General features: G+C 72.4%; 23 protein-coding genes. 15 read left to right on the top strand and 8 right to left on the bottom strand.

Features of this window, described 5'->3' with window-relative positions; translation table 11 throughout:
* Positions 1-317 precede the first annotated feature (317 nt).
* The 4 genes from C1N81_RS26110 to C1N81_RS26095 all read left to right on the top strand — a co-directional run bounded on the left by C1N81_RS26110 (position 318) and on the right by C1N81_RS26095 (position 3,935).
* Positions 318-1,658, top strand: a complete 1,341-nt coding sequence (locus C1N81_RS26110; RefSeq protein ID WP_394438231.1) for an MFS transporter — start codon at positions 318-320, stop codon at positions 1,656-1,658.
* Positions 1,659-1,876: 218 nt separating this feature from the next.
* Positions 1,877-2,359 carry a DUF2771 domain-containing protein gene (locus C1N81_RS26105; protein WP_394433037.1) on the top strand — a complete coding sequence of 161 codons (483 nt, stop codon included), beginning with the start codon at positions 1,877-1,879 and terminating at the stop codon, positions 2,357-2,359.
* A complete protein-coding gene (locus C1N81_RS26100) occupies positions 2,323-3,036 on the top strand; it encodes a futalosine hydrolase (RefSeq protein ID WP_394433035.1) in 714 nt (237 codons plus the stop codon). The genes C1N81_RS26105 and C1N81_RS26100 overlap by 37 nt, the downstream gene beginning before the upstream one ends.
* Positions 3,033-3,935 (top strand): 1,4-dihydroxy-6-naphthoate synthase, encoded by a 903-nt coding sequence (locus C1N81_RS26095; protein ID WP_394433033.1) that lies wholly within the window; start codon positions 3,033-3,035, stop codon positions 3,933-3,935. The genes C1N81_RS26100 and C1N81_RS26095 overlap by 4 nt, the downstream gene beginning before the upstream one ends.
* Before the next feature lie 7 nt (positions 3,936-3,942).
* On the opposite strand, the gene C1N81_RS26090 is transcribed toward C1N81_RS26095, so the two are convergent.
* On the bottom strand, positions 3,943-4,326 hold the full coding sequence (locus C1N81_RS26090) for a cold-shock protein (protein ID WP_361081238.1): 384 nt from the start codon (positions 4,324-4,326) through the stop codon (positions 3,943-3,945).
* 153 nt (positions 4,327-4,479) lie between these two features.
* Between C1N81_RS26090 and C1N81_RS26085 the strand changes: the two genes are divergently transcribed.
* On the top strand, positions 4,480-4,737 hold the full coding sequence (locus C1N81_RS26085; protein ID WP_394433031.1) for a hypothetical protein: 258 nt from the start codon (positions 4,480-4,482) through the stop codon (positions 4,735-4,737).
* Here C1N81_RS26085 and C1N81_RS26080 read toward each other — a convergent pair.
* Entirely contained in the window at positions 4,710-5,345 is a 636-nt protein-coding gene (locus C1N81_RS26080; RefSeq protein WP_394433029.1) for an HAD family hydrolase, read from the bottom strand. The genes C1N81_RS26085 and C1N81_RS26080 overlap by 28 nt on opposite strands.
* A 235-nt stretch (positions 5,346-5,580) precedes the next feature.
* Positions 5,581-6,594: a hypothetical protein gene (locus C1N81_RS26075; protein WP_394433028.1), complete on the bottom strand. Its 1,014-nt coding sequence runs from the start codon at positions 6,592-6,594 to the stop codon at positions 5,581-5,583.
* A gap of 111 nt (positions 6,595-6,705) precedes the next feature.
* Here C1N81_RS26075 and C1N81_RS26070 point away from each other — a divergent pair, with 111 nt between their 5' ends.
* Entirely contained in the window at positions 6,706-9,150 is a 2,445-nt protein-coding gene (locus tag C1N81_RS26070) for a helicase-associated domain-containing protein (protein WP_394433026.1), read from the top strand.
* A gap of 106 nt (positions 9,151-9,256) precedes the next feature.
* Positions 9,257-10,900: a DNA repair helicase XPB gene (locus C1N81_RS26065; RefSeq protein ID WP_394433024.1), complete on the top strand. Its 1,644-nt coding sequence runs from the start codon at positions 9,257-9,259 to the stop codon at positions 10,898-10,900.
* On the opposite strand, the gene C1N81_RS26060 is transcribed toward C1N81_RS26065, so the two are convergent.
* Positions 10,852-11,991: a glycosyltransferase 87 family protein gene (locus C1N81_RS26060; RefSeq protein WP_394433022.1), complete on the bottom strand. Its 1,140-nt coding sequence runs from the start codon at positions 11,989-11,991 to the stop codon at positions 10,852-10,854. The two genes, C1N81_RS26065 and C1N81_RS26060, sit on opposite strands and share 49 nt — an antisense overlap.
* Before the next feature lie 75 nt (positions 11,992-12,066).
* A complete protein-coding gene (locus C1N81_RS26055; protein ID WP_394433020.1) occupies positions 12,067-14,373 on the bottom strand; it encodes a heavy metal translocating P-type ATPase in 2,307 nt (768 codons plus the stop codon).
* Positions 14,374-14,495: 122 nt separating this feature from the next.
* Here C1N81_RS26055 and C1N81_RS26050 point away from each other — a divergent pair, with 122 nt between their 5' ends.
* Positions 14,496-15,362: a hypothetical protein gene (locus C1N81_RS26050; RefSeq protein ID WP_394433018.1), complete on the top strand. Its 867-nt coding sequence runs from the start codon at positions 14,496-14,498 to the stop codon at positions 15,360-15,362.
* 66 nt (positions 15,363-15,428) lie between these two features.
* Positions 15,429-16,130: a copper homeostasis protein CutC gene (locus C1N81_RS26045; RefSeq protein WP_394433016.1), complete on the top strand. Its 702-nt coding sequence runs from the start codon at positions 15,429-15,431 to the stop codon at positions 16,128-16,130.
* Positions 16,131-16,479: 349 nt separating this feature from the next.
* On the opposite strand, the gene C1N81_RS26040 is transcribed toward C1N81_RS26045, so the two are convergent.
* Entirely contained in the window at positions 16,480-18,522 is a 2,043-nt protein-coding gene (locus tag C1N81_RS26040; RefSeq protein WP_394438229.1) for a HelD family protein, read from the bottom strand.
* A gap of 368 nt (positions 18,523-18,890) precedes the next feature.
* On the opposite strand from C1N81_RS26040, the gene C1N81_RS26035 reads away from it, so the two are divergent.
* The 3 genes from C1N81_RS26035 to C1N81_RS26025 all read left to right on the top strand — a co-directional run bounded on the left by C1N81_RS26035 (position 18,891) and on the right by C1N81_RS26025 (position 21,132).
* Complete coding sequence (locus C1N81_RS26035) at positions 18,891-19,079, top strand: hypothetical protein (protein WP_394433014.1); 189 nt, start codon at positions 18,891-18,893, stop codon at positions 19,077-19,079.
* 37 nt (positions 19,080-19,116) lie between these two features.
* Complete coding sequence (locus C1N81_RS26030) at positions 19,117-19,785, top strand: HD domain-containing protein (RefSeq protein WP_394433012.1); 669 nt, start codon at positions 19,117-19,119, stop codon at positions 19,783-19,785.
* Positions 19,786-19,851: 66 nt separating this feature from the next.
* Positions 19,852-21,132, top strand: coding sequence for a Cmx/CmrA family chloramphenicol efflux MFS transporter (locus C1N81_RS26025; RefSeq protein ID WP_394433010.1), 1,281 nt, complete (start codon positions 19,852-19,854; stop codon positions 21,130-21,132).
* On the opposite strand, the gene C1N81_RS26020 is transcribed toward C1N81_RS26025, so the two are convergent.
* Positions 21,089-21,355 carry a DUF4031 domain-containing protein gene (locus tag C1N81_RS26020; protein WP_394433008.1) on the bottom strand — a complete coding sequence of 89 codons (267 nt, stop codon included), beginning with the start codon at positions 21,353-21,355 and terminating at the stop codon, positions 21,089-21,091. The genes C1N81_RS26025 and C1N81_RS26020 overlap by 44 nt on opposite strands.
* Positions 21,356-21,366: 11 nt before the next feature.
* The gene (locus tag C1N81_RS26015) at positions 21,367-21,747 is read right to left on the bottom strand and encodes a hypothetical protein (RefSeq protein WP_394433006.1); all 381 of its coding nucleotides are present in this window, start codon (positions 21,745-21,747) and stop codon (positions 21,367-21,369) included.
* Positions 21,748-21,801: 54 nt separating this feature from the next.
* Here C1N81_RS26015 and C1N81_RS26010 point away from each other — a divergent pair, with 54 nt between their 5' ends.
* The 3 genes from C1N81_RS26010 (at position 21,802) to C1N81_RS26000 (ending at position 25,449) form a co-directional block, all read left to right on the top strand.
* Entirely contained in the window at positions 21,802-22,731 is a 930-nt protein-coding gene (locus C1N81_RS26010) for a MurR/RpiR family transcriptional regulator (RefSeq protein ID WP_394433004.1), read from the top strand.
* Positions 22,732-22,924: 193 nt separating this feature from the next.
* A complete protein-coding gene (gene murQ, locus C1N81_RS26005) occupies positions 22,925-23,869 on the top strand; it encodes an N-acetylmuramic acid 6-phosphate etherase (protein WP_394433002.1) in 945 nt (314 codons plus the stop codon).
* A 50-nt stretch (positions 23,870-23,919) separates the two neighbouring features.
* Complete coding sequence (locus C1N81_RS26000; RefSeq protein WP_394433000.1) at positions 23,920-25,449, top strand: PTS transporter subunit EIIC; 1,530 nt, start codon at positions 23,920-23,922, stop codon at positions 25,447-25,449.
* Positions 25,450-25,454 lie beyond the last annotated feature (5 nt).

Raw genomic sequence — 25,454 nt, 5'->3', positions numbered from 1 at the left:
AGTGCGCCGTCCTGTGTGCGGGAGCGCGGACGGAGCGGACCGGAGGGCCGCGTCGACGTCCGCACCCGAGCGTTTCGGGCGCACCTACGTCATCCATTCTGCGGGATGGCCGAGAGGCGCGCGGCCGATAACAACCGCCGCGGGCGCGCTACGCACGCTACCTCCTTCCACGCCCGTCGCCCACACCGACGTACGAGCCGCACCCGACGCGAAAGCCGACCCGCGTACTCATATCGGCACTAGTACGCCCGTTCCCGGGGCACTATGACTGCGTGGCAACCGCAAGGTCGGCGTACGAACACAGCGGTTCGGGCCCGGTGCGCGGGGCCGTCCGCAAGGTCGGGCGCGCCCTGAGGCTGCCGTTCACGGGTACGGCGCGCGGCATCCGAAAGGCGACACACGCGCACGGCGCGGGCGAGTCGGGGCTCGGAAAACTCATCGAACTCCACGCGGTGAACGGCGCGGGCGACGTCATGATCACGGTCGCGCTCGCCTCGACGGTGTTCTTCTCCGTGCCGACGGACGAGGCGCGCGGCCGGGTCGCCCTGTATCTGGCGATCACGATGGCGCCCTTCACCCTCCTGGCCCCGGTGATCGGCCCGCTCCTGGACCGGCTGCCGCACGGGCGCAGGGCGGCGATGGCGGGTTCGATGCTGGCCAGGGCGCTGCTCGCCCTGGTCCTGTCCGGCGCGGTGGTGACGGGCGGCATCGAGCTGTATCCGGCCGCGCTGGGCGTCCTGGTCTCCTCGAAGGCGTACGGAGTGGTCCGTTCGGCGGTGGTGCCGCGCCTGCTGCCGCCCCGCTTCTCCCTGGTCAAGGCGAATTCCCGGGTGACGCTCGGCGGGCTGCTCGCCACCGGGGTGGCGGCGCCCATCGGTGCCGGGCTCCAGGCGCTCGGCCCGCGCTATCCGCTCTACGGCGCCTTCGTGATCTTCATGGCGGGGATGTTCCTGTCGTTCTCGCTGCCGCCCAAGGTCGACTCGGCGAAGGGCGAGGACAGGGCGCTGCTCGCCGCCGACGAGGCGCATCTGTACGGCCCGGTGAAGAAGCAGCGCAAGCCGGGCTTGCGGACCGTCGGCACGGCCGTCACGCACGCCCTGGCCGCCAACGCCGCGCTGCGCTGCCTCTCCGGGTTCCTCATCTTCTTCCTCGCGTTCCTGCTGCGCGAGCATCCGCTGACCGGGCAGAGCGCGGCGGTCTCGCTCGGCCTGGTCGGCGTGTCGGCGGGGGCGGGCAACGCGCTGGGCACGGCCGTCGGGGCGTGGCTGCGGTCCCGGGCGCCGGAGATCATCATCGTGACGGTGGTCGCGGTCGTGCTCGGGGTCGCGGTGACCTCGGCGGTCTTCTTCGGGGCGGTCATGACGGCGTGCCTCGCGGCGTTCGCCGGGTTCGCGCAGGCCCTCGCCAAGCTGTCGCTCGACGCGACGATCCAGCGGGATGTGCCGGAGGCGGTCCGTACGTCGGCGTTCGCCCGCTCGGAGACGTTGTTGCAGGTGGCCTGGGTGTTCGGTGGGGCGATCGGTATCGCGCTGCCGTTGAACGGGGCGCTTGGCCTCTCGGTGGCGGCGGGGATCGTGGCGCTGGGTTGGCTGACGACGGTCAGGGGTCTGTTGTCGGCGGCGCGTCATGGCGGCCCGGCGCGGGCGCGGGTGGTCTAGCGTCTGCGAGGTGTCTGTCCATCGCCGCTGACCGGTCTCGTCGTGGCTGGTCGCGCAGTTCCCCGCGCCCCTGGAACGCGCACTGCGCGCGCCATTCCAGGAAGGCGGCCGGGGAGACGGCCGGGGAGGCGGCCGGGGAGGCGGCCGGGAAAGCGGCCGAACACGCCACCGGGTGCCCCACATCCAGTGGCTCTGGCGGAGGCAGATAACCTGCGGCCATGACCTCCCAGCGTTTCGTTGTGCGCCACAGGCGCACCGTGGCCGCCGTCGGTGCCGTAGGCGCCGGACTGCTCGTCCTCTCCGCCTGCGACAAGCCGACCCCGCTGGCCACCGTGACGGTGGGCCGCGACACGGTGAACTCCGAGGCCTCCTGCTACAAGGACGGCAAGGCGCTCGCCTCGTCGTCCCTGGAGGGCTGTCTGAAGGACAAGGACGCGAAGACCATCAAGGTCGACTCCGACGAGACGGTCCGCTTCGGTGTCGACCCGGAGATCGCGGACAAGGGCTGGACCCTCCTGATGAACGGTCAGCCGCTCACCGAGTCCAGCAAGAAGACGTACCGCACGGTCCCGGGCAGCGTCTTCTTCAACCAGCAGTACGGCGCCACGGGCAACAGCACCACGGTGACGATCCTCCAGGGCGGCGACTCCAAGGCGTACGGCCTGTGGTCGTTCAAGCTGGAGAAGAAGAAGGACTCCTGACGGACACGGGCATCGCGCACGGACGCGTACTGATCGCCACCGCGGTCCCGGCGGAACGGGACGCGGTGGCGCGCGGACTGCGTGCGCACCACCCGGCGATCGACGTGGTCGCCGTGGGTGTGGGCCCCGCCGCGGCGGCCGCGGGAACGGCGACCGCCCTCACGACGGCGGCCCTGGCCGGCCGCCCCTACACGCTGGTCGTGTCGGCGGGCATCGCGGGCGGCTTCAGCGCCCCGCCCGGCGCGGTCCTGATCGCCGACGCCATCACGGTGGCCGATCTGGGCGCGGAGACGCCGGAGGGTTTCGTCCCGGTCACCGAGCTGGGTTTCGGCACCGTCACCCACTGTCCGCCGCCGTCCCTCGTACGAGACCTCGCCGAGGCGACGGGCGCCACGGCGACCGGCACGGTCCTGACGGTCTCCACGGTGACCGGCACCGCCGAACGCGCCGCGTTCCTGGCCCAGCGCCACCCCGGCGCGGTGGCCGAGGCGATGGAGGGCTTCGGTGTGGCGGAGGCCGCCGCCGCGCACGAGGTGCCGGTGGCGGAGATCCGCACCGTCTCCAACGCGGTGGGCCCCCGCGACCGGGCGGCGTGGCGCATGGGCGACGCGCTCACGGCACTCACCGAGACGTTCGGGAAGGCAGCCGGGGTATTGGAGAGTTGGAGAAGCACATGACGAACGCAAGCAAGCCGGCAACCCCCACCACCACGCCCCCCACGCCCACCAGGCCCACCCGTATCGCTTTCTCTCCGTGCCCGAACGACACGTTCGTGTTCGACGCGTGGGCGCACGGCAGGGTCCCGGGCGCCCCGGCGCTGGACGTGACGTTCGCCGACATCGACATCACGAACGGGATCGCGGAGCGCCGCGAGGAGGCGTACGACGTCCTGAAGGTGAGCTACGCGGTTCTGCCGTACGTGCTGGACGACTACGCGCTGCTCCCCTGCGGCGGCGCACTGGGCAGGGGTTGCGGCCCCTTGGTCCTGACCCGCGAGCCGGACGTGGACCTGTCGGACAAGAGGGTCGCGGTCCCGAGCGAGACGTCCACCGCCTACCTCCTCTTCCGCCTGTGGGCGGCGGACACGGTCCGGGGCGGCGGGGTCGGCGAGATCGTGGTGATGCCGTTCCACGAGATCATGCCGGCGGTGCGGGACGGGAAGATCGACGCGGGTCTGGTGATCCACGAGGCGCGCTTCACGTACCAGAACTACGGCCTGCACAAGCTGGCGGACATGGGCGAGCACTGGGAGGCCACGACGGGCCTGCCGATCCCGCTGGGCGCGATCATCGCCCGCCGCGGCCTCGGCGAGGAGACCCTCACCGCTTACGCGAACACGATCCGCGCGTCGGTCCGCCAGGCATGGGACGACCCGGAGACGTCCCGCCCGTATGTGATGGCGCACGCCCAGGAGATGGACCCGTCGGTCGCGGACCAGCACATCGGTCTGTACGTGAACGAGTTCACGGCGGACCTGGGCGAGGACGGTTACGCGGCGGTCAGGGGCCTGCTCACCCGGGCAGCGGCCGAGGGCCTGGTCCCGCCGCTGGCCCCCGACGCGCTCCGCTTCCCGTGAGGGGACCTCAGACGTCCAACTGGTCGGCGACGGCCCGCAACAGCCCGGCGATCTTCGCTCCGGCGGCCTTGTCGGGATAGCGCCCGCGCTCGAGCATCGGCGTGATGTTCTCGAGCAGAGTGGTCAAGTCCTGGACGATGGAGGCGAGTTCATCGGGCTTGCGGCGCTGGGCCGCCGCGACCGACGGGGTCGGATCGAGAATGGCGACGGAGAGCGCCTGGTCACCACGTTGTCCGGCGACGACTCCGAACTCGACGCGCTGGCCGGGCTTGAGGGCGTCGACACCGTCGGGAAGTACGGAGGAGTGCACGAAGACGTCGCCGCCGTCGTCGCGGGAGAGGAAGCCGAAGCCCTTCTCGCTGTTGAACCACTTGACCTTGCCGGTAGGCACGTGAAGTCCTCGTCCTCGTACTAGAAAGAAAACGCTCTGGATAGCAGTACAGCGGGTCGTGGTACGACCCGCCGCCACCAAGACTATGGGTCCCGGGGCCGCTGGCAAGACGGCGCCGACTAGTTCTCTCGGGCTGGGAACTACCCTGGCCGGGTGCGTGACAAAACCCAAGTCAATTCCCGGGCGACCGAGACAGGACCCGGCGACGGCCTAGTGAAAGCGGGCGGCATCGTCTTCATCGTGGGAGCGATCGCCACGCTGGTCACGGTGGCCCCACTGTTCCTGGACACAACGCCGTTCCCGCCCATCGCCTATGCGGTCTGCATGCTCATGGGCGTGGGTTTCCTGCTGTCCGCGGCAGGCGTTCTCCGGGGGGTGGCGGCTCAGCGCAGGGCAGCCCGCTCGACATAGCCGGAGAGCCACCCGGGAAACGCCAGAAGATCATCGAGGACCACATCGGCTCCCGCACGCCGCAGCGCCTCACCGTCACACGGCCCAGTGGCAACAGCGACGGACACGGCATCGGCAGCACGGGCCCCTCGCACATCACCGACGTGATCACCGACGTAGATTCCGGCCCCGTGCTCCCGAAGGGCCACGGCCTTCCCTTCGGCCCACAGGTCCCCGACGACCACATCGGCGTCGATCCCCAGATGTGCGAGATGCAGCTTGGCGTTCGGCTCGTACTTGGCGGTGACGACCATCGTGCGCCCGCCGGCCGCGTGCACGGCGTCCATGGCTTCGTGGACACCGGGCATGGCCAGGGTGGCCTCGATGGCGTACGTGGGATACATCTCACGGTAGAGCTCGGCCATCGCAGGAATCCGCTCCGCGGGGAACCACTCGGCGAGCTCGTCGACCAGGGGCGGCCCGAGCCGGGAGATGGCCAGATCGGCGTCGACATGAACGCCGGTCCGCTCGGACAGGGCGATCCAGGTGGCCCGGATTCCGGGACGCGAGTCGATCAGCGTCATGTCGAGATCGAAGCCGACGGTGGGACCTATGAGGGGGGCAGCCATGCCCCCAATTGTGCCTGGAGCGGCCACCGGGCGTTCAGCCGCGTACGAGACGGGAGGGGCCGGTCGGGGCATGTGCGCGCGCAGCACAGTACACGCGGTGACGTGGCCCGAAGCAGAGGACGACGCCATCAAGATGGCGAGCACGCACATGCCCCGACCGGCCCCGCCCCCACCCGCGCACCTGCCGAAACGAAACGGGTGGCCGCCGACCGAAGCCCAACCGGCCACCCTCCCTTCATGGCGCGACGCGCTGAGACCGCCACACGAGATACAACGCCGAAGCAACGGCGGCACACCGCAGGACCCAGGGCCAGGTCTCCCCGAACGCCCCGCTCATCTGGCCTTCGGCGATGGGCGCCCCCCACTTCCCGGCGCTGCGCCCCCACAGCCAGGCGACGCCGCCCGCGACGGCGAGCCCGGGCAGGACGAAGACGGCCGTCTTCTTCTGCCCGAGGGTGAGCCGCCGGGACAGGTAGACGACGGCCCAGCCGAGAAGCAGGGCCAGCACGTTCCCGAGGACGGCACCGGCGACGAGGGCGGCGGCGGCAAGCAGAAGCAGCGGATTGACGAGCCCGCCTTCGGGCACGAACCGCCGCACTTTGGGCGCTTTTTCCACCGGGGGCTCAACCACGCCCCCGGGCACGGGCGCGGAAGCGGGAGCGGAAGCGGGAGCGGAAGCGGGAGCGGGAGGCTTGAGGATCTCGGGAATCTCGATCCCGCCGGTGAACCCGGGCACGGAGTCGGTCTCGGCGAGGGACTGCCCGCCCCCGACCCGCCACCAGTCGGTCTCGCGCCCGGTGGCGCCGAGCTCCTCGGTGCCGGCGAGATGCGGCGGGGAGGGAGCGTCGGACGGTTCGTCACGCTGCTGGGGAGGCACTTTGCGAAGGAGCCGCCCGATGCCGGGCTTGGCCTTGGCCGAAGAAGAAGCCGTGGACGAAGCCGAAGCGGAGGCCGGAGCCGAAGACGAAGACTGCTCAGGCACGCCCCGCGAAAGGGAGGCGGCGGGATCCCCCACAGCGGAGCCGCCCTGCGCATCGCTGACGATCCGGTCGGGATCCCCGAGCCGGTCGATGATGCGCCGCACGGCGGCGGGACTGTCGACGGTGACTTTGGCGCGATGCCGGTCGATCTCGCCGCGCAACTCGCTGACGAGCCGCATCCGGGTGGCCGAGGGCAGCTGTCGCTGCTGGGCCAGGTCGCCGACGCGGCTCAGATAGTCGAAGACGAGCTGATCACTCTCGATCCCCACGAAGTCCCCTCCGGGGTGCAGCAGTTGTTGCGTCGACGGTATCGCGAATGCCGGGACCCGACGCAGCACGGGATCCCCGCCGGGGAGAACGGGCCCGCTACCGTGGGTCAGATGAGCCCGAACGAGCAGACCCCGGCGGCGCCGACGTCAGCCCCCCGCTCCTTGGCGGAGGCATTGCGCGCGAGGGACGACGCGTCTCTGGCCCGTCTGCTGCGGGCCCGCCCGGACCTGCTCGGCCCGGTCCCGAACGATCTGACGCAGTTGGCGACGCGGGCGGGGACGAGGGCGTCGGTGGTGCGGGCGCTCGACCGCCTGGACCGCTTCACGCAGCAGGTGGCGCAGGCGTTGGCGGTGGCCCCGGAACCGGCGACGTACGAGACGCTGGAGGGGTTGCTGCCGGGCGAGGAGTCGACGAAGGCGCTCCCGGGCGCGGTGGCGAGGCTGCGCGAACAGGCGCTGCTTTGGGGCGCCGACGACCAGCTGCGTCTGGTGCGCACGGCCCGCGAACTGCTGACCCCGACCCCTCAGCACCCGTCCCCCACGGGCCTTGGCCCGACGATCGCGGAGGCGACGGCGGGCATCTCCCCCACGCGGCTCCAGGAGATCGTCACGTCGGCGGGTCTTCCGACCACGCACGACGGAGTGTCGGCGGTGGCGGAGCTGACGGAGCTGTTCACGGACGCGGAGCGGATGTCGGCGTTGCTGGACGAGGCGCCGATGGAGTCGCTCGATGTGTTGAACAGGCTGGTGTGGGGCCCGCCGTACGGCCAGGTGACGGCGCGGCCTGCGGCGCATCTGCGCTGGCTGCTCGACCGGGGTCTGCTCCTTCCGACGGCGCCGGGCACGGTGGTGCTGCCGAGGGAGGCGGCGCTGCATCTGCGCGGCGGGCGGGCGCACAGGGAGCTGGAGCCGGTGGCGCCGGAGGTGCGGGAGAGGGCGGCGCACCGTCCACAGGTGGTGGACGCGACGGCGGCGGCGCAGGCGTACACGGCGTTGTCGACGGTCGAGGAGCTGCTGAAGGACTGGGACGAGGGCGGCCCGGTGGTGTTGCGGGCGGGCGGTCTGAGCGTGCGGGATCTGAAGCGGACGGCGACGGCGCTGGACTGCACGGAGCCGCAGGCGGCGTTCTGGGTGGAGTTGGCGTACGCGGCGGGCCTGGTGGCGTCGGACGGTGAGGCGGACGAGCGGTACGCGGCGACGCCCGCGTACGACGCGTGGCTGGAGCGCCCGCCGGCGGAGCGGTGGACGCGGCTGGCGGAGGCGTGGCTGGCGGCGACGCGCACGGCGGGCGTGGTGGGCGGCAGGGACGGCAAGGACAGGACGCTGTCGGCGCTGGGCCCGCACCTGGACCGCTCGGCGGCCCCGGAGGTGCGCCACCGGGTGCTGAGCCTCCTCTCCACGCTCCCGGAGGGCACGGCCCCGGACCCGGAGTCGGTCGTGGCGCGGCTGACGTGGGAGCGCCCGTCCCCGGCGGCGCGGGAGCTGCGGACGAGGCTGGCGCAGTGGACGCTGTCGGAGGCGGAGTTCCTGGGGCTGACGGGCCGTGGGGCGCTGTCGGCGCATGGCAGGGCGCTGCTGACGGACCGGGACGCGACACCCACGGAGCGGGCGACGGCGACGGCGCGGGCGGAGAAGTTGATCACTCCGCTCCTCCCCGAGCCGCTGGACCACGTCCTGCTCCAGGCGGACCTGACGGCGGTGGCGCCGGGCCCGCTGGTCCGCCCGCTGGCGGACGCCCTGGCGGTGCTGGCCGACGTCGAGTCGAAGGGCGGGGCGACGGTCTACCGGTTCACCCCGGGCTCGGTACGCCGCGCGCTCGACTCCGGCCGCACAGCCTCCGACCTGCACGTATTTTTGACGGAGCACTCCCGCACCCCGGTCCCCCAGCCGTTGACGTACCTGATCGACGACGTGGCGCGGCGCCATGGCCATCTGCGGATCGGGGCGGCGTCGGCGTACGTCCGCTGTGACGACGACGCGGTGCTCGGCGAGATCCTGGCGGACAAGCGGGCGGCGGCGCTGCGCCTGCGCCGGCTGGCGCCGACGGTGCTCGCGGCGCAGGTGGACCCGGGCACGCTCCTGGAGGGTCTGCGGGCGATGGGCTTCGCCCCGGCGGCGGAGACCCCGGAGGGCGACGTGCTGATCACCCGCGCCCATGCGCACCGCACGCCGCCGCGCACGGCGCCGGAGCCGGTGCCGGACGGCCCGGCGCTGCCCGACGGGACGCTGCTCGACGCGGCGATCAGGGCGATCAGGGCGGGCGATCTGGCGGCGACGGCCCCGCGCAGGACGGCGCCCGCGCACCCCGGCGACGGTGAGCTGCCGAGGACGACGGCGGCGGAGACGCTCGCGACGATGCAGGCGGCGGTGATGACCGGCGACGCGCTGTGGATCGGGTACGTGAACGCGGAGGGCGCGGCGAGCCAGCGGGTGATCGCGCCGATCCGGGTGGAGGGCGGTTATGTGACGGCGTTCGACCACACGGCGGACGAGGTCCGCACGTATCCGCTGCACAGGGTGACGGGCGTGGCGGAACTGGCGCCGGACGCGACCTGACCAGCGCCCTCGCGGGCATCACTCCACGCACCACCCGCCATGCGGCACACTGGACGTTTGGCCACCCCGAGTCCGGGGTCCGGCCCAGGCAGAAAGGGTGCCGCGCGTGAACGGTCCACTCATCGTCCAGTCGGACAAGACCCTGCTCCTCGAGGTCGACCACGAGCAGGCCGACGAGTGCCGCCGGGCGATCGCCCCGTTCGCGGAGCTGGAGCGGGCGCCCGAGCACATCCACACGTACCGGCTGACGCCGCTCGGCCTGTGGAACGCGCGGGCGGCGGGCCACGACGCGGAGCAGGTCGTGGACGCGCTGGTGCAGTACAGCCGCTACCCGGTGCCGCACGCGCTCCTCGTCGACATCGCGGAGACGATGGACCGCTACGGCAGGCTGACGCTCTCCAAGCATCCGGCGCACGGCCTGGTCCTGACGACGACGGACCGCCCGGTCCTGGAGGAGATCCTGCGCTCGAAGCGGGTGCAGCCGCTTGTCGGCGCCCGGATCGACGCGGACTCGGTGGCGGTGCACCCCTCGGAGCGGGGCCAGATCAAGCAGACGCTCCTGAAGCTGGGCTGGCCGGCCGAGGACCTCGCGGGCTACGTGGACGGCGAGGCGCACCCGATCGAGCTCGACGAGGAGGGCTGGTCGCTGCGCCCGTACCAGAAGCAGGCGGTGGAGGGCTTCTGGCACGGCGGCTCCGGCGTCGTGGTCCTGCCCTGCGGCGCGGGCAAGACGCTGGTGGGCGCGGGCGCGATGGCGCAGGCCAAGGCCACCACCCTCATCCTGGTCACGAACACGGTGTCGGCCCGCCAGTGGAAGCACGAGCTGGTGAAGCGCACGAGTCTCACCGAGGACGAGATCGGCGAGTACAGCGGGACGAAGAAGGAGATCCGCCCGGTCACGATCGCCACGTACCAGGTCCTGACGACGAAGCGGAAGGGCGTCTACCCGCACCTGGAGCTGTTCGACTCGCGCGACTGGGGCCTGGTCGTCTACGACGAGGTGCACCTGCTGCCCGCGCCGGTCTTCAAGTTCACGGCGGACCTCCAGGCGCGCCGCCGCCTGGGCCTGACGGCGACCCTGGTCCGGGAGGACGGCCGCGAGTCGGACGTGTTCTCGCTGATCGGCCCGAAGCGGTTCGACGCGCCGTGGAAGGAGATCGAGGCGCAGGGCTACATCGCGCCCGCCGACTGCGTCGAGGTCCGGGTGAACCTGACCGACTCCGAGCGGCTCGCGTACGCGACCGCCGAGACGGAGGAGAAGTACCGCTTCTGCGCGACGACGGCGACGAAGCGGAAGGTCACCGAGGCGCTGGTCCGCAAGCACGCGGGCGAGCAGACGCTCGTCATCGGCCAGTACATCGACCAGCTCGACGAGCTGGGCGAGCACCTGGACGCGCCGGTGATCAAGGGCGAGACGACGAACGCGGTGCGCGAGAAGCTGTTCGAGTCCTTCCGCCAGGGCGAGATCTCGGTCCTTGTCGTCTCCAAGGTGGCGAACTTCTCGATCGACCTGCCGGAGGCGACGGTGGCGATCCAGGTGTCGGGCACGTTCGGCTCGCGCCAGGAGGAGGCGCAGCGGCTCGGCCGCGTTCTGCGCCCGAAGGCGGACGGCCACGAGGCCCGCTTCTACTCGGTGGTCGCCCGCGACACGATCGACCAGGACTTCGCCGCGCACCGCCAGCGCTTCCTGGCGGAGCAGGGTTACGCGTACCGGATCGTGGACGCGGACGAGCTGCTGGCGGAGGGCTGACGCAGACCGGCGGCGAGCAGCAGGCCGACGGCGAGGAGCGGGTAGGGCGCGGCCAACGGCTGCTGCCACCAGGAGAGATGCAGATCGAGGTCGCCCTGGTGGGGCAGCAGCCACATGCTGCGCCCGGTGAAGAGGACGCCGACGCCCACGGCCGTACGCCGATGGCCGCCGGCCCACAGGAGCGCGAGCAGCGGCACGCACCACACCCAGTGGTGGGACCAGCTGATGGGTGAGACGAGGAGCGCGGTCAGGGCGGCGAGGACGAGGCCGTGGGCGTCGCTGCGAGCGCGTACGGCGAGGCAGAGCCCGCCGCTCGCGACGAGAACGGCGAGGCCGCCCCAGAGGAGACCGGGCTCGGCGGTGTGCAGGACGCGGGCGACGAGCCCCTGCAACGACTGGTTGTCGACGATCCACGCTTTGCCGACCCGCCCGGTCTCGAACACCCGCCGGGTCCAGAACTCCCAGGAGGCGTACGGCAGCACGAGCGCGCCCAGGGCCGCTGTACCGGCGGCGCCCGCGACCGCGTACGACGCCTCCCGCCGACGTCCCCGGAGGAACAGGTGGACGACGAAGACGGCCGGGGTGAGCTTGACGCCGGTCGCGATGCCGAGGGCGATGCCCTTGCCGCGGGCGCCGGCGGGCCGGTTGAGGTCCCACAGGACGAGGCAGGCCAGGGCGAGGTTGATCTGCCCGAACACAATCGTCTGGAAGACGGGTTCCAGCCACAGGGCTCCGCCCGTCCCCGCGCACACGGCCCCCGGGCCGGGCCGCAGCCCGGCCGCCCGGCAGGAGAGATGGACGAGGACGCCGGTCAGGGCGATGTTGCCGAGGAGGAAGAGCCCCTTGAGCAGCCCGAGGGGCACCCACCCCAGGGGCACGAAGACAAGCGCGGCGAACGGCGGGTAGGTGGCGGGCAGCTCCCACTCGGTGACGGCGAACCCATAGAGCCGCTCGCCCCCACGCGCGGCGGCGACGCCCTCGGCCCGGTAGACGAGGAGGTCGGCCATCGGGACGTGCTGGGCGCCGCAGAGGACGAGGAGGGCGGCGACGGAGACGCCGAGGAAGGCAACACAGAGCGAGGACTTGATCACGAAGAGCAACGCTACAAACAGCCCTCCCGGCGATGAAGGAGCGGGGTCCGGGGTCCGGGGCGGAGCCCCGTGATCTCAGCGGAACCGCCGCAGCCGCAAGCTGTTGCCGACCACGAACACGGACGAGAACGCCATGGCGGCCCCGGCGATCATCGGATTCAACAACCCCGCAGCGGCCAGCGGCAACGCGGCGACGTTGTAGGCGAACGCCCAGAACAGGTTGGACCGGATCGTCCCAAGGGTCCGCCGGGCAAGGCGCATCGCATCGGCGGCGACCCGCAGGTCCCCCCGCACCAGCGTGAGATCCCCCGCCTCGATGGCCGCATCGGTCCCCGTCCCCATGGCGAGTCCGAGATCGGCCTGGGCGAGCGCGGCGGCGTCGTTCACCCCGTCCCCGACCATGGCGACGGACCGCCCTTCCGCTTGCAGCCGCCTGACGACGTCGACCTTGTCCCGCGGCAGCACTTCCGCGATGACGTCCTCGGCCGCGATGCCGACCTCGGCGGCGACGCTGCGGGCGACGGCCTCGTTGTCCCCGGTCAGGAGTACGGGCCGGAGCCCGAGCCCGCGCAACCGCCGCACGGCGTCGGCGCTGGTCTCCTTCACGGCGTCGGCGACTTCGAGGACGGCGCGGGCCTCCCCGTCCCAGGCGACGCAGACGGCGGTCCGCCCGGCGGCCTCGGCGTCGGCCTTGGCGCGGGCCAGTCCGTCGGGGAGCCGGATCTCCCACTCGTCGAGGAGTTCCGCCCGCCCGACGAGCACGGCGCGCCCCTCGACGACGCCTTGCACACCGTGCCCGGGAACGTTGGCGAAGTCCTCGGGGACGGGCAGCGCCCCGACGCGCGCGGCGGCACCGTCGGCGACGGCGCGGGCGATCGGATGCTCCGAGGCGTGTTCGAGCGCGCCCGCGAGCCGCAGGACTTCGGCCTCGTCGGCACTGGCCTTGTCGGCACTGGCCTCGTCGGCGACGGTTCCGTCGGCGACGGCCTCGTCGGCGACATGTGTCGCGAGCAGCGTCATCCGCCCGGTGGTGACCGTGCCGGTCTTGTCGAGGACGATCGTGTCGACCTTGCGCGTGCTCTCCAGCACCTCGGGGCCCTTGATGAGGATGCCGAGCTGGGCCCCGCGCCCCGTGCCGACCATGAGCGCGGTGGGTGTGGCGAGTCCGAGGGCGCACGGGCAGGCGATGATCAGTACGGCGACGGCGGCGGTGAACGCGGCGGTCAGCCCGGCCCCGTTGCCGAGCCAGAAGCCGAGCGTGGCGACGGCGAGCGCGATGACGACGGGCACGAAGACGGCGGAGATGCGGTCGGCGAGCCGCTGGGCGGCGGCTTTGCCGTTCTGGGCGTCCTCGACGAGGCGTGCCATGCGGGCGAGTTGGGTGTCGGCGCCGACACGGGTGGCCTCGACGACGAGCCGCCCGCCGGCGTTCAGGGTGGCCCCCGTGACGGTGTCGCCGACGGCGACCTCGACCGGTACGGACTCCCCGGTGAGCATGGACGCGTCGACGGCGGACGACCCCTCGACGACTGTGCCGTCGGTGGCGATCTTCTCGCCGGGCCGCACGAGAAACCGCTCGCCCACCTTCAACTCGCCCACCGGCACCGTCAGTTCACGCCCGCCGTCCCGGAAGACGGTGACGTCCTTGGCGCCGAGTTCGAGCAGCGCCCGCAGCGCGGCGCCCGCCTTCCGCTTCGAGCGGGCCTCGAAGTAGCGGCCCGCCAGGATGAACGCGGTGACTCCGGCGGCGGCCTCCAGATAGATGTTCCCGGCGCCGTCGCTGCGCCCGATGGTCAGTTCGAAGGGGTGCGTCATGCCGGGTTCGCCGGCGGTCCCGAAGAACAGGGCCCACAGGGACCACAGGAACGCGGCGGACGTGCCGAGGGAGATCAGCGTGTCCATGGTGGCGGCGCCGTGCCGCGCGTTCGTGAACGCCGCTTTGTGGAAGGGCCAGGCCGCGTAGGTGACGACGGGCGCGGCCAGGGTCAGCGAGAGCCACTGCCAGTACGCGAACTGGAGGGCAGGCGCCATGGCCATGGCGATGACGGGCACGGCGAGCACGACGGCGGTGACGAGGCGCTGCCGCAGGGGCCGCAGTTCATCGGCGCCCGACGCCCCGGAATCCGCCGAGTCCTTCGACGCCGCGGGGGGCGCGGGTTCCCCGGCCGTGTACCCGGTGGCTTCGACGGTGGCGATCAGGTCCGCGACCTCCACGCCCTCGCCATAGCTGACCTGCGCTTTCTCGGTGGCGTAGTTGACGGTCGCCGTGACGCCGTCCATCCGGTTCAGCTTCTTCTCGACACGGGCGGCGCATGACGCGCAGGTCATGCCGCCGATGACGAGCTCCACCCGGGCGGGCGGGGCGTCGGTCTGCGTCGGCATGGGGCCTCCTGTGGAAGGAACGAGGGATACCCGGGGCGGGTACCCGAGAACCCTTCCAACATATACCCCTAGGGGGTATGGTCAACAGCCTCGAAGCCAACAGGACCGACGGAGGAGTGCCCATGCGCACCGGACTGAAGATCACCGCTTTCGCGGCGGGACTCGCGTCGGCGTTCGGCGCGGCGTACGGGGTGGGCGTCGGGACCGCGCCCGTCGTCACCGCGAAGGAGCGACCCGCGTCGGAGCACGGCGGCCACGAGACGCCCGAAGCGGCACCGGCCGCCGCCGACGTGCCCGGCGGGCTCCAGGTCTCCGACCGCGGCTACACGCTCGACCTGGAGCGCGACCGGTTGCCCGGCCTCACCGGGGAGATCCGGTTCGCCATCCGCAAGGACAGCACCGGTGCGCCCGTGACCGCGTACAAGAAGGAGCACGACAAGGAGCTGCACCTGATCGTCGCCTCACGGGACCTGACCGCGTACCGGCATCTGCACCCCGTGCGCGCCGCCGACGGCACGTGGTCGACGCCCGTCTCGCTGCCCAAGGCCGGCGACTACCGGGTCTTCGCCGACTTCACGCCGAGCGGCGAGAAGGAAGGGCTCACCCTCGGCACGGGGATCGGGGTCGCCGGGCCATACGCGCCCGCCGCGCTGCCCGCGCCCTCCCCGACGGCGCACGTCGCGGACGGGTACGAGGTCCGGGTCCAGGGCGCGCTGAAGCCGGGCGCGGCGAGCGAGCTGACCCTGCGAATCAGCCAGAACGGGCGGCCCGTCACCGATCTGGAGCCCTACCTCGGCGCGTACGGGCATCTGGTCGCGCTGCGCTCCGGCGACCTCGCGTACCTCCACGTTCACCCGCACGACGGCGAGGCCGGGCCCCGCGTCTCCTTCACCGCGATGGCGCCCAGCGAGGGGACGTACCGGCTGTTCCTGGACTTCAAGCACGGCGGGAAGGTCAGGACGGCTGCGTTCACCGTGCGCGCGGCGTAGGCTGAGCCACGTTATTGGACTAGACCTATCTGGTCCTATGGGGCAGAGACTGAGGACAGGAGCCCGATGAGCGAGCGCGCAGTCCTGGAGGTGATCGCCCTCGACGCCCAGGACGCGACCGCGGCCCAGGCCGGGGGCGCGGACCGCCTGGAGCTGGTCACCGACATGGCGGCGGACGGCCTGACACCGTCGGTGGAGACGTTCGCGGCGATCCGCGCCGCCGTGGACATCCGGCTGCGCGTGATGCTGCGGCTCGCGGACGGCTTCTCGGCGGGGGGCTCCGCCCGGGTGGCCGAACTGGTGGCGGCGGCGCGGGCGCTGCGGGCCGAGGGCGCGGACGAGTTCGTGCTCGGGTTCCTCGACGAGACCGGCGGGGCCGACCTCGCGGCCGTCGAGACGATCGTCGCCGAGCTGGACGGGTGCCGGTGGACTTTTCACCGGGCCATCGACCGGGCCGCCGAGCGGGATGCTCTGCGCAAGCAGCTGGCGTTTCTGCCCGGCCTCGACACGTATCTGACCGCCGGGTCCGCGGAGGGGGTCGACGCGGGGCTCGACGTGCTCGTCGCCGAGGCGGGGCGGGCCGGTGAGCCGGGGTATGAGCAGCAGCTTCTCGTGGGGGGCGGGTTGCGGCTCGACCACGTCGCGGAGCTGCGGGCCGCGGGGGTCTCCGCGTTCCACATCGGCGGCGCGTCCCGGCCCGCCGGGTGGAACGGCCCGGTCTCCGCGGACGCGGTCCGGGTCTGGCGCGAGGCGCTGGACGCGGCGTGACCCCAGGGGGCCGGCCCACTGGCCTGCGCCCGAACGCCATCCTCACTGAGACGCTCCCGCGACCGCGGCTCTCGTCGTGGTTGCTCGCGCAGTTCCCCGCGCCCCTGAGATGCGCACTCCGTGCGCCATCCCGCGGATCGTTCGACCGCGGCTCTCGCCGTGGTTGCTCGCGCAGTTCCCCGCGCCCCTGAGATGCGCACTTCGTGCGCCATCTCATGGGGCGGCCCGCCCGGCGACCCCCGGGGGAGGCGCGGCGAAGCCGCAGGCCTTCAGGGGCGCGGGGAACTGCGCGACCAGCCACGACGAGAGCCGCACCCGACCGGACGAGCCGGCCCCTACGGCGCGGAGGTCAGCTCAAGAGGAGCGGCAGCGGAGACGTGTGGGTGACCACGAGGCCCGACACCGCCCGGGTCAGGGACACGTACAACCGCCGGAGGCCAGTACGTTCGTCGGGCTCGCCGGCGACGACGGCCCCCGGCTCGTCCAGGACCACGTAGTCGTACTCAAGCCCCTTCGCCAGCGACGCGGGCACCAGCGTGAGCCGGGCCTCGGCCGTGGTCTCCTCACCCGGCGCGAGGAACGAGAGCCCCGCCTCCGTCAACGCCTCAGCCAGCGCAGCGCACCGCGCATCGGCGGCGATCAACCCCACGGACCCCTCGTGCCGCAGGGACTCCACGCACGCGGCGACGACATCGTCCGCCCCCGCCACGGGGCGCACCTCGAACACCCCGGGGTTCTCCCGCACGGACCGCACCGGCGCCAGCCCCGGCGCGATGGACGGCAGCAGCCGGGACGCGTACCGGATGACGTCCGTCGGCACGCGGAACCCGGCCGTCAGTTCCTCGATCACCGCGTCGGGTTTGCCCAGGTGGGCCAGCGCCTCGTCCCAGCTCCGCGTGGCCCACGGCGTGGTCCCCTGCGCGAGGTCGCCGAGAACCGTCACGGACCCGGTCGTGGCGCGCCGCCCCACCGCCCGGTACTGCATCGGCGACAGATCCTGCGCTTCGTCGAGGACGACGTGTCCGAGCGAGTGCGTGCGCGCGACGAGGTCGTGGGCCTCGTCGATGAGCACGGCGTCCGCGGCGGACCACTTGACGCTTTTGACGCTCCGGGCGGGCTTGGCCCACAGCAGCGCCTTCTGCTCGTCCTCGCTCAGCACCCCCTCCGCGTGTTCCGCCAGGAACTCCGCGTCGGAGAGCAGCCGCAGCACGAGCCTGGCCGGGTCGACGGCCGGCCACACCGCCTTGACCAGTGCTTTTACGGCGGTGTTGCGCGCGACCGCGTCCTGTACCCGGTCGTCCGGCGCTTCTCCGGCCCGTTCCATCTGGACGAGTACGGCGTGTGCGACGCGCTGCGGGAGTGCGTCGCGCGCGGCGCCGTAGCGCATGTCGCGGGCCATCAGCTCCCTGACGATCTCCTCCAGCTCGTAGGAGGCGACCCGCCAGCGGCGCGAGCCGCGCACGACCACGACGCCTTCGGTCGGCAGCGTGATGTGCGAGCGCAGTGCCCGCCGCACGACCTCGGCCATGCGCGCGTCGCCCTTCACGAGGGCCGTCTCGGCGGTGTCGACGCCCCGTACCTCCGCGTGCGCGCCCACGAGGTCGTCGACGGTGGCCTGCTTCACCTCCAACTCGCCGAGCGCGGGCAGCACTTGCTCGATGTAGTGGAGGAAGGACGCGTTGGGCCCGATGACGAGCGTGCCGGTGCGGGCGAGCCGCTCGCGGTGCGCGTACAGCAGATATGCGACGCGGTGCAGGCCGACCGCCGTCTTGCCCGTCCCCGGGCCTCCTTGTACGCACACCGATCCGGCGAGCCCGCTGCGCACGATCTCGTCCTGCTCGGGCTGGATGGTGGCGACGATGTCGCGCATGGGGCCGACGCGGGGCCGTTCGATCTCCTGCTGAAGGAGTGCGCTGGTGCGTTCGGCCTCGCCGGGGTCGGAGAGGTGTTCGTCCTCGTACGCGCTCAGTTCGCCGCCGGTGTAGCCGAAGCGGCGGCGCAGCGCGACGTCCATCGGCTCCTTCTTGGAGGCCCGGTAGAACGGCTGGGAGACGGGGGCGCGCCAGTCGATGACCATGGGGTCGCCGTCGGCGTCGTGGACGTGTCGCCGCCCGATGTAGAACTGCTCGCCGTCGGCGCCTTCGGCGAGGTCGACGCCGGGCGCGTGCAGGTAGTCGAGGCGGCCGAAGAAGAGCGGGGTGTGGCTGAGGTCGGCGAGCGCCTTGATCCGGTCGTCGACCTGGCGCTGGAGCACCTCGGCGTTGACCCAGTTCGCGGTGACGTCGCGGATGTCGAGCGCCTCGGCGTCCTCCCGCATGGCGCGCAGGGCGGCACGGGACGAGTGAAGGTGCGCGCGCTCGCGGTCGAGCGGGGTGGGCGCGGGCGTGGACATGGACGTGGACGTGCTCACGGGTGATGCCTCCGGCTCCAGGTACGCGGATACGCAGATACGCAGATAGGCGGATACGTCGATCCGCAGATCCAGGGTCCGGCCGGTTTCCGTCCGGTCGGCGGCGCTCCGGCTTCGGCGTCCGCGACGGCTGACAGCGGCGAAGGGAGGCGGGCAGACGCGCGAGTGTACGGGACCGGTGGCTGCCGGGGCCAACGGGTTTTCCCAAGGCCGCACGCACCCGTCCCCCGGCCGGTTCCCGCCCCGCCGCGCTCCCCGGGTCCCCTCAGGGTCGGGGTCCCCCGCAGGTCGTAGGCGGGTTACTCCGCGGGGCCGATGTGCGCGTATGCCCGGATTCGCATCCTGGATACATGACCACAGTGACCTGCACCACGGCCCCTTCCGGCGCCACGGCGGCGTCCGGAGCCCACCGTCCGCACCGCGTCGGCGACGCGGCGCGAGCCGTCGGGGCGTTCGCCTCGGCGGTGTTCTCGGTCGTCGTCCTGGGCGACACCGACAGCACCCTTTACCGGGACGCGGGCGTCGTCCGCCGCCACTGACACCGCCCCCTGACACCGGCCCCTTAGGGTCGGGGGCATGACCCCTGAGTACGAGGATCCGCGGGACCTGCGGGAGCGCTGGGCCCGTGCCCTGCGCGCGGCGAGCGGATCGACGGACGTGGACCCGTACCCGTACGCGGACAACCTGCTGGCCCGCTGGGCGGAACCGCAGCGCAAGTACCACACGACGCAGCACCTGGCCGCTGTCCTGGCCCGGGTCGACGTCCTCGACGACCATGCGGACGATCCCGCGCTGGTGCGGCTCGCCGCCTGGTTCCACGACGCGGTGTACCGGCCGGACCGTTCGGAGAACGAGGAGCGCTCGGCGGCGCTCGCCGAGCGGGCGCTCGCGGAGGCGGGGCTGCCGGAGGCGGCGGTCGCGGAGGTGGCGCGCCTGGTCCGTCTCACGGTCGGCCACGACCCGGCCGACGGCGACAGCAACGGCGAGACCCTGTGCGACGCGGACCTGGCGATCCTGGCCTCGCCGCCGGAGGCGTACGCCGCGTACACGAAGGCGGTCCGCGAGGAGTACGCGTTCGTGCCCGACGAGGCGTTCCGGGAGGGCCGCGCCGCCGTCCTGCGCCAGCTCCTGGACCTGCCCCGCCTGTTCCGCACCCCGTACGGGACGGCGCACTGGGAGTCGGCGGCCCGCGACAACCTGACAACAGAGCTGCGACTGCTGGCCCCACCAGGAACGGACGGCTGACCCGAGCCGGGGAATGTCATCTGCGTGCCTCTAGTTGCCCCGTACATGCCGCCAAATACCAGCCGTATGCCCCTCGCCGTCTACATCCTCGGGCTCAGCGTCTTCGCGCTCGGCACGTCCGAGTTCATGCTCTCCGGTCTGCTGCCGGCCGTCGCCGACGACATGGACGTCACGATCCCGCAGGCCGGGCTGCTGATCTCGGCGTTCGCGATCGGCATGGTGGTGGGCGCCCCGCTGCTCGCGGTGGCGACGCTGCGGCTGCCTCGGCGTACGACCCTGATCACGCTGATCTCCCTGTTCGGCCTGGGCCAGATCGCGGGCGCGCTCGCGCCGACGTACGCGGTCCTGTTCGCGTCCCGGGTCGTCTCGGCGCTGGCCTGCGCCGGTTTCTGGGCGGTGGGCGCGGCGGTCGCCATCGCGATGGTCCCGGTGAACCAGCGGGCCCGCGCGATGGCCGTGATGATCGGCGGCCTGTCGATCGCCAACGTCCTGGGCGTCCCGGCGGGCGCCTTCCTCGGTGACGGGCTCGGGTGGCGGGCCGCGTTCTGGGCGGTGGGCGCAGCTTCGGCGATCGCCCTCGTCGGCATCGTGACGCTGGTCCCGCCGATCCCCGTACCGGCCGAACGCCCGCGCCTGAAGCGGGAGTTGGCGATCTACCGGGACCGTCAGGTGTGGCTGTCCGTCGCGGTGACGGCGCTGGCCGCGGGCGGTGTCTTCTGCGCGTTCAGCTATCTCTCCCCGCTCCTGACGGAGGTCGCGGGGCTGCCCGAGGGCTCGGTCCCGCTGGTGCTCGGCCTGTTCGGGGTCGGCGCCCTGGTCGGCACGACGATCGGCGGCCGGATCGCGGACGCGCACCTGTTCGGGGTGTTGTTGACCGGCATCACGGCGTCGACCGTCTTCCTGGCCGCGCTCGCCCTCCTCGGCCACTTCGCGATCGCGGCGGTGGCCCTGTCCTTCCTGCTCGGCCTGTCCGCGTTCTGGACGGCCCCGGCCCTGAACGCCCGCATGTTCAACGTGGCGGGCGCCGCCCCCACCCTGGCCGGCGCGACCACGACCGCCGCCTTCAACCTCGGCAACACGGGCGGCCCCTGGCTCGGCGGCACGGTCATCGACGCGGACCTCGGCTACCCGGCGACCGCGTGGGCGGGCGGCGCGATGACGGTCCTGGCGCTCGCCCTGACGGCGGTCTCCCTGCGGCTGCACCGCCGCACCCCGTCGAAGATCGTGACGGGATCGACGGAGATGTCGGCACCAGCATCAGCACCGGCACCAGTACCGGCACCGGCACCGGCACCGGCACCGATCACGCGGGACGCCCCTTCGGCCGCCGCAACCCCGCCTCGGTGATCCTGCGCACCAGTTCCTTCGAGCCGACCGTCACGGCCCCGGCCCGCACCGCGTCCTCGTAACGGTGCGACGGTATGTCGTAGTGGTCGCGTTCGAAGGCGCGGCGCGGGGCGCCCAACCGCTCGGCGAACGCGTGCAATTCGTCGAACGAGACGTCGCTGACCAGGTGCGACCACATACGGCCATGGCCGGGCCAGGTCGGCGGATCGATATAGACGGTCACCGGCGGGGCCTTCAGCCGGTGACCGTGCCGAGCTGCCCCACGGGCGCCACGACCACGCCCGCCTCCGAGCACACCCAGTGCGGATCGGCGCCCAGCTCCGGCTCGACGTCCAGCGCGTGCGGGCCCTCCGACCCGGAGCCGGGGCCGCACACCGGGCACAGCGGCCAGCGCCCGTGCCGCTCCAGGAGGCCGTCCTTGACGTCCTGGGCGACGAGCCCGGAGACGTAGTCCACGCCGTCCGGCCACTGCTCGACCCACCAGCGGCGGGACGTTATCGACTCCTCGACGAGCGAGACGACGTCCGGGTCCGCGACGTCCGCCGCCTTCAGATCCGCGAGCACGAGCGCGCGGGCCGCGTGCAGGGCCTGCTCCAGGGGGCTGATGGTGTCCATGTATCTCATTGTGCGCCTCTTGACCGCTCACCTGTTTGAAAATATCTTTCAGCCGTGAGCAATGACGTGAAGGAAAGTTTCTCGAACGACGCGCCGCCCGCCCCCGCGGCCCTCGCCGCCAAGGTGCGCACGCTCGCGCCGTCGATGACCCGCTCCATGCAGCGGGTCGCCGAGGCCGTCGCCGCCGACCCGGCCGGCTGCGCCGCCCTCACCGTCACCGGCCTCGCCGAGCTCACCGGCACGAGCGAGGCGACCGTCGTCCGCACCGCCCGCATCCTCGGCTACCCCGGCTACCGCGACCTGCGCCTCGCCCTCGCCGGACTCGCCGCCCAGCAGCAGTCCGGGCGGGCGCCCGCCGTCACCGCCGACATCGCCGTCGACGACCCCATAGCCGACGTCGTCGCCAAACTGGCCTACGACGAGCAGCAGACGCTCGCCGACACCGCGGCCGGGCTCGACACGGTGCAACTGGCTGCCGCCGTGAGCGCGCTCGCCGGGGCCCGGCGGGTCGATGTGTACGGGGTCGGCGCGTCGGGGCTTGTCGCCCAGGACCTCGCGCAGAAGCTGCTCCGCATCGGGCAGGTCGCGCACGCGCACTCGGATCCGCACTTGGCCATCACCAACGCGGTGACGCTCCGCTCGGGGGATGTGGCGGTTTCGATCACGCACTCGGGGGCGACCGGGGACGTGATCGAGCCGCTCCGTGTCGCGTTCGAGCACGGGGCGACGACGATCGCGATCACGGGGCGCCCCGACGGCCCGGTCTCTCAGTACGCGGACCACGTCCTCACCACCTCCATCGCCCGCGAGAGCGAGCTGCGGCCCGCGGCGATGTCGTCCCGTACGAGCCAGCTCCTCGTCGTGGACTGCCTGTTCGTCGGCGTGGCCCAACGCTCCTACGAGACAGCGGCCCCCGCCCTCTCCGCCTCCTACGAGGCCCTGGCCCACCGCCACCGCGCCGCTCCCCGGGGCCCCAGACCATGACCGTCCCGCCATCGTGGCTGGTCGCGCAGTTCCCCGCGCCCCTGAGATGCGCACTTCGTGCGCCATCTCAGCGAGGCGCCATGAGGCTGCGGCGCAGCCGCATGCCTCAGGGGCGCGGGGAACTGCGCGACCAGCCACGACGAGACCCGCACCCGACCACAACCCACTCCGTACCCGGAAAGAGCCGCCCGAGATGACGACCACCGACTACACCGCCCTCCAGGCCCAGCTCGCCACCCTGACCACAGAGGCCTTCCGGCCGGACCTCGCCGAGATCGACCAGCGCTCCACCCTGGAGATCGCCCAGATCATGAACGGTGAGGACGCCACCGTCCCCACCGCGGTGGCGGCCCAGCTCCCCCAGATCGCCGCCGCGATCGACGGCACGGCGGAGCGGATGGCCCGGGGCGGCCGCCTGATCTACGCCGGCGCCGGCACGGCGGGCCGCCTCGGGGTCCTGGACGCCTCGGAGTGCCCGCCCACTTTCAACACGGACCCGACGGAGGTCATCGGCCTGATCGCGGGCGGCCCTTCCGCGATGGTCACGGCAGTGGAAGGCGCCGAGGACTCCAAGGAGCTGGCCGCGGAGGACCTGGCCGAGCTGAACCTCACCGGGAACGACGTGGTCGTAGGCGTCTCGGCCTCGGGCCGCACCCCGTACGCGATCGGCGCGGTGGAGCACGCCCGCACCAGCGTGGGCGCCCTGACCATCGGCCTGTCCTGCAACGCGGACAGCGCCCTCGCAGCCGCCGCGGACCACGGCATCGAGGTCGTGGTCGGCCCGGAGCTGCTGACCGGCTCGACCCGCCTGAAGGCGGGCACCGCGCAGAAGCTGGTCCTGAACATGCTGTCGACGATCACCATGATCCGGCTCGGCAAGACGTACGGAAACCTGATGGTCGACGTACGCGCGTCGAACGAGAAGCTGCGGGCCCGTTCCCGCCGCATCGTCTCCCTGGCCACGGGCGCCGACGACGCCGTCATCGAGGCCGCGCTCGCCGCGACGGACGGGGAGGTGAAGAACGCGATCCTCGTCGTGCTCGGCGAGGTCGACGGACAGACGGCGGCCCGGCTCCTGGCCGAGTCCAACGGCCACCTGCGCGCGGCGCTCGCCGCGGCGACCACCGCGACCCCCTGAACCGAAGCACCCTCCATCCGCACCACCCGCACAGCAAGGCAGCACGCACCATGGCTGAGAACAAGAACCGCGACGTGGCGGCCTCGATCCTCCCCCTCGTGGGCGGCGCCGCGAACGTCACCTCCGTCGTCCACTGCATGACCCGGCTCCGGCTGGGTCTGGCAGACCGTTCGCTCGTCCAGGACGAGGCGCTGAAGGCGCTGCCCGATGTCATGGGCGTGGTCGAGGACGAGACGTACCAGATCGTCCTCGGCCCGGGGAAGGTCGCCCGGGTGACGCCGGAGTTCGAGGCGCTGGTGGAGGAGGAGAGGGCGCAGGCCCCCGCCCTCTCGACCGCCGCCGCGCCCGCGCACAGCACCACCGCCGACGAACTGGCGGCCCAGGGCGCCGAGCTGAGGGCGGCCCGCAAGGCGAAGAACGCCACGCCCTTCAAGCTGTTCCTGCGCCGGATCGCGAACATCTTCGTGCCGCTGATCCCGGCGCTGATCGGCTGCGGCATCATCGCGGGCATCAACGGCCTGCTGATCAACCTGGAGTGGCTGCCCGGCGTCACCCCCGCCCTGGCCGCGATCGCCTCCGGTTTCATGGCGCTGATCGCGGTGTTCGTCGGCTACAACACGGCGAAGGAGTTCGGAGGTACGCCGATCCTCGGCGGCGCGGTCGCGGCGATCATCGTGTACGCGGGGGTTGCGAACGTCTCGGCGTTCGGCCAGAAGCTCTCCCCGGGCCAGGGCGGTGTGCTCGGCGCGCTGGGCGCGGCGGTCCTCGCGGTGTACGTGGAGAAGTGGTGCCGCCGGTGGGTCCCGGAGGCGGTGGACGTCCTGGTCACGCCGACTTTGACGGTCCTGGTCTCGGGCCTGGTCACGATCTTCGGTCTGATGTATGTCGCCGGTGAGGTGTCCACCGGGATCGGTACGGCGGCGAACTGGCTCCTGGACAACACGGGCGCGTTCGCGGGCCTGGTCCTGGGCGGCCTGTTCCTCCCGCTGGTCATGCTGGGCCTGCACCAGGCGCTCATCCCGATCCACACGACCCTGATCGAGCAGCAGGGTTACACGGTCCTCCTCCCCATCCTGGCGATGGCGGGCGCGGGTCAGGTCGGCTGCGCGATCGCCGTGTTCAAGCGTCTCAAGCACAACAAGTCGATCCGTACGACGATCAAGTCGGCGCTGCCCGCCGGGTTCCTGGGCGTCGGCGAGCCGCTCATCTACGGTGTCTCGCTCCCCCTGGGCCGTCCTTTCATCACGGCGTGTGTCGGCGGTGCGGCGGGCGGCGCGTTCGTCGGTCTCTTCTCGATGCTGGGGACGAAGGTCGGTTCGACGGCGATCGGCCCGTCCGGCTGGGCCCTGTTCCCCCTCCTCAAGGGCAACCACGGGCTCGGCACGACGTGCCTGATCTACGGCGGCGGCCTCCTCATCGGCTACGCGGTCGGCTTCCTGGCCACGTACTTCTTCGGCTTCAGCAAGCAGATGCTCGCCGAGCTGAACCAGGACGTGGACGCGGGCGAGTCCCCGGCCGCCCGCGCCGAGTCCGAGCCCGGCGCGCCCGCTCCGGCGACGCCCGCACCGGCCAAGGTCTGACCCGG

The organism is Streptomyces sp. SGAir0957, assembly GCF_043523415.1.
The sequence above is the reverse complement of the archived record's forward strand: the minus strand, read 5'-3'. Positions and strand labels throughout refer to the sequence as shown.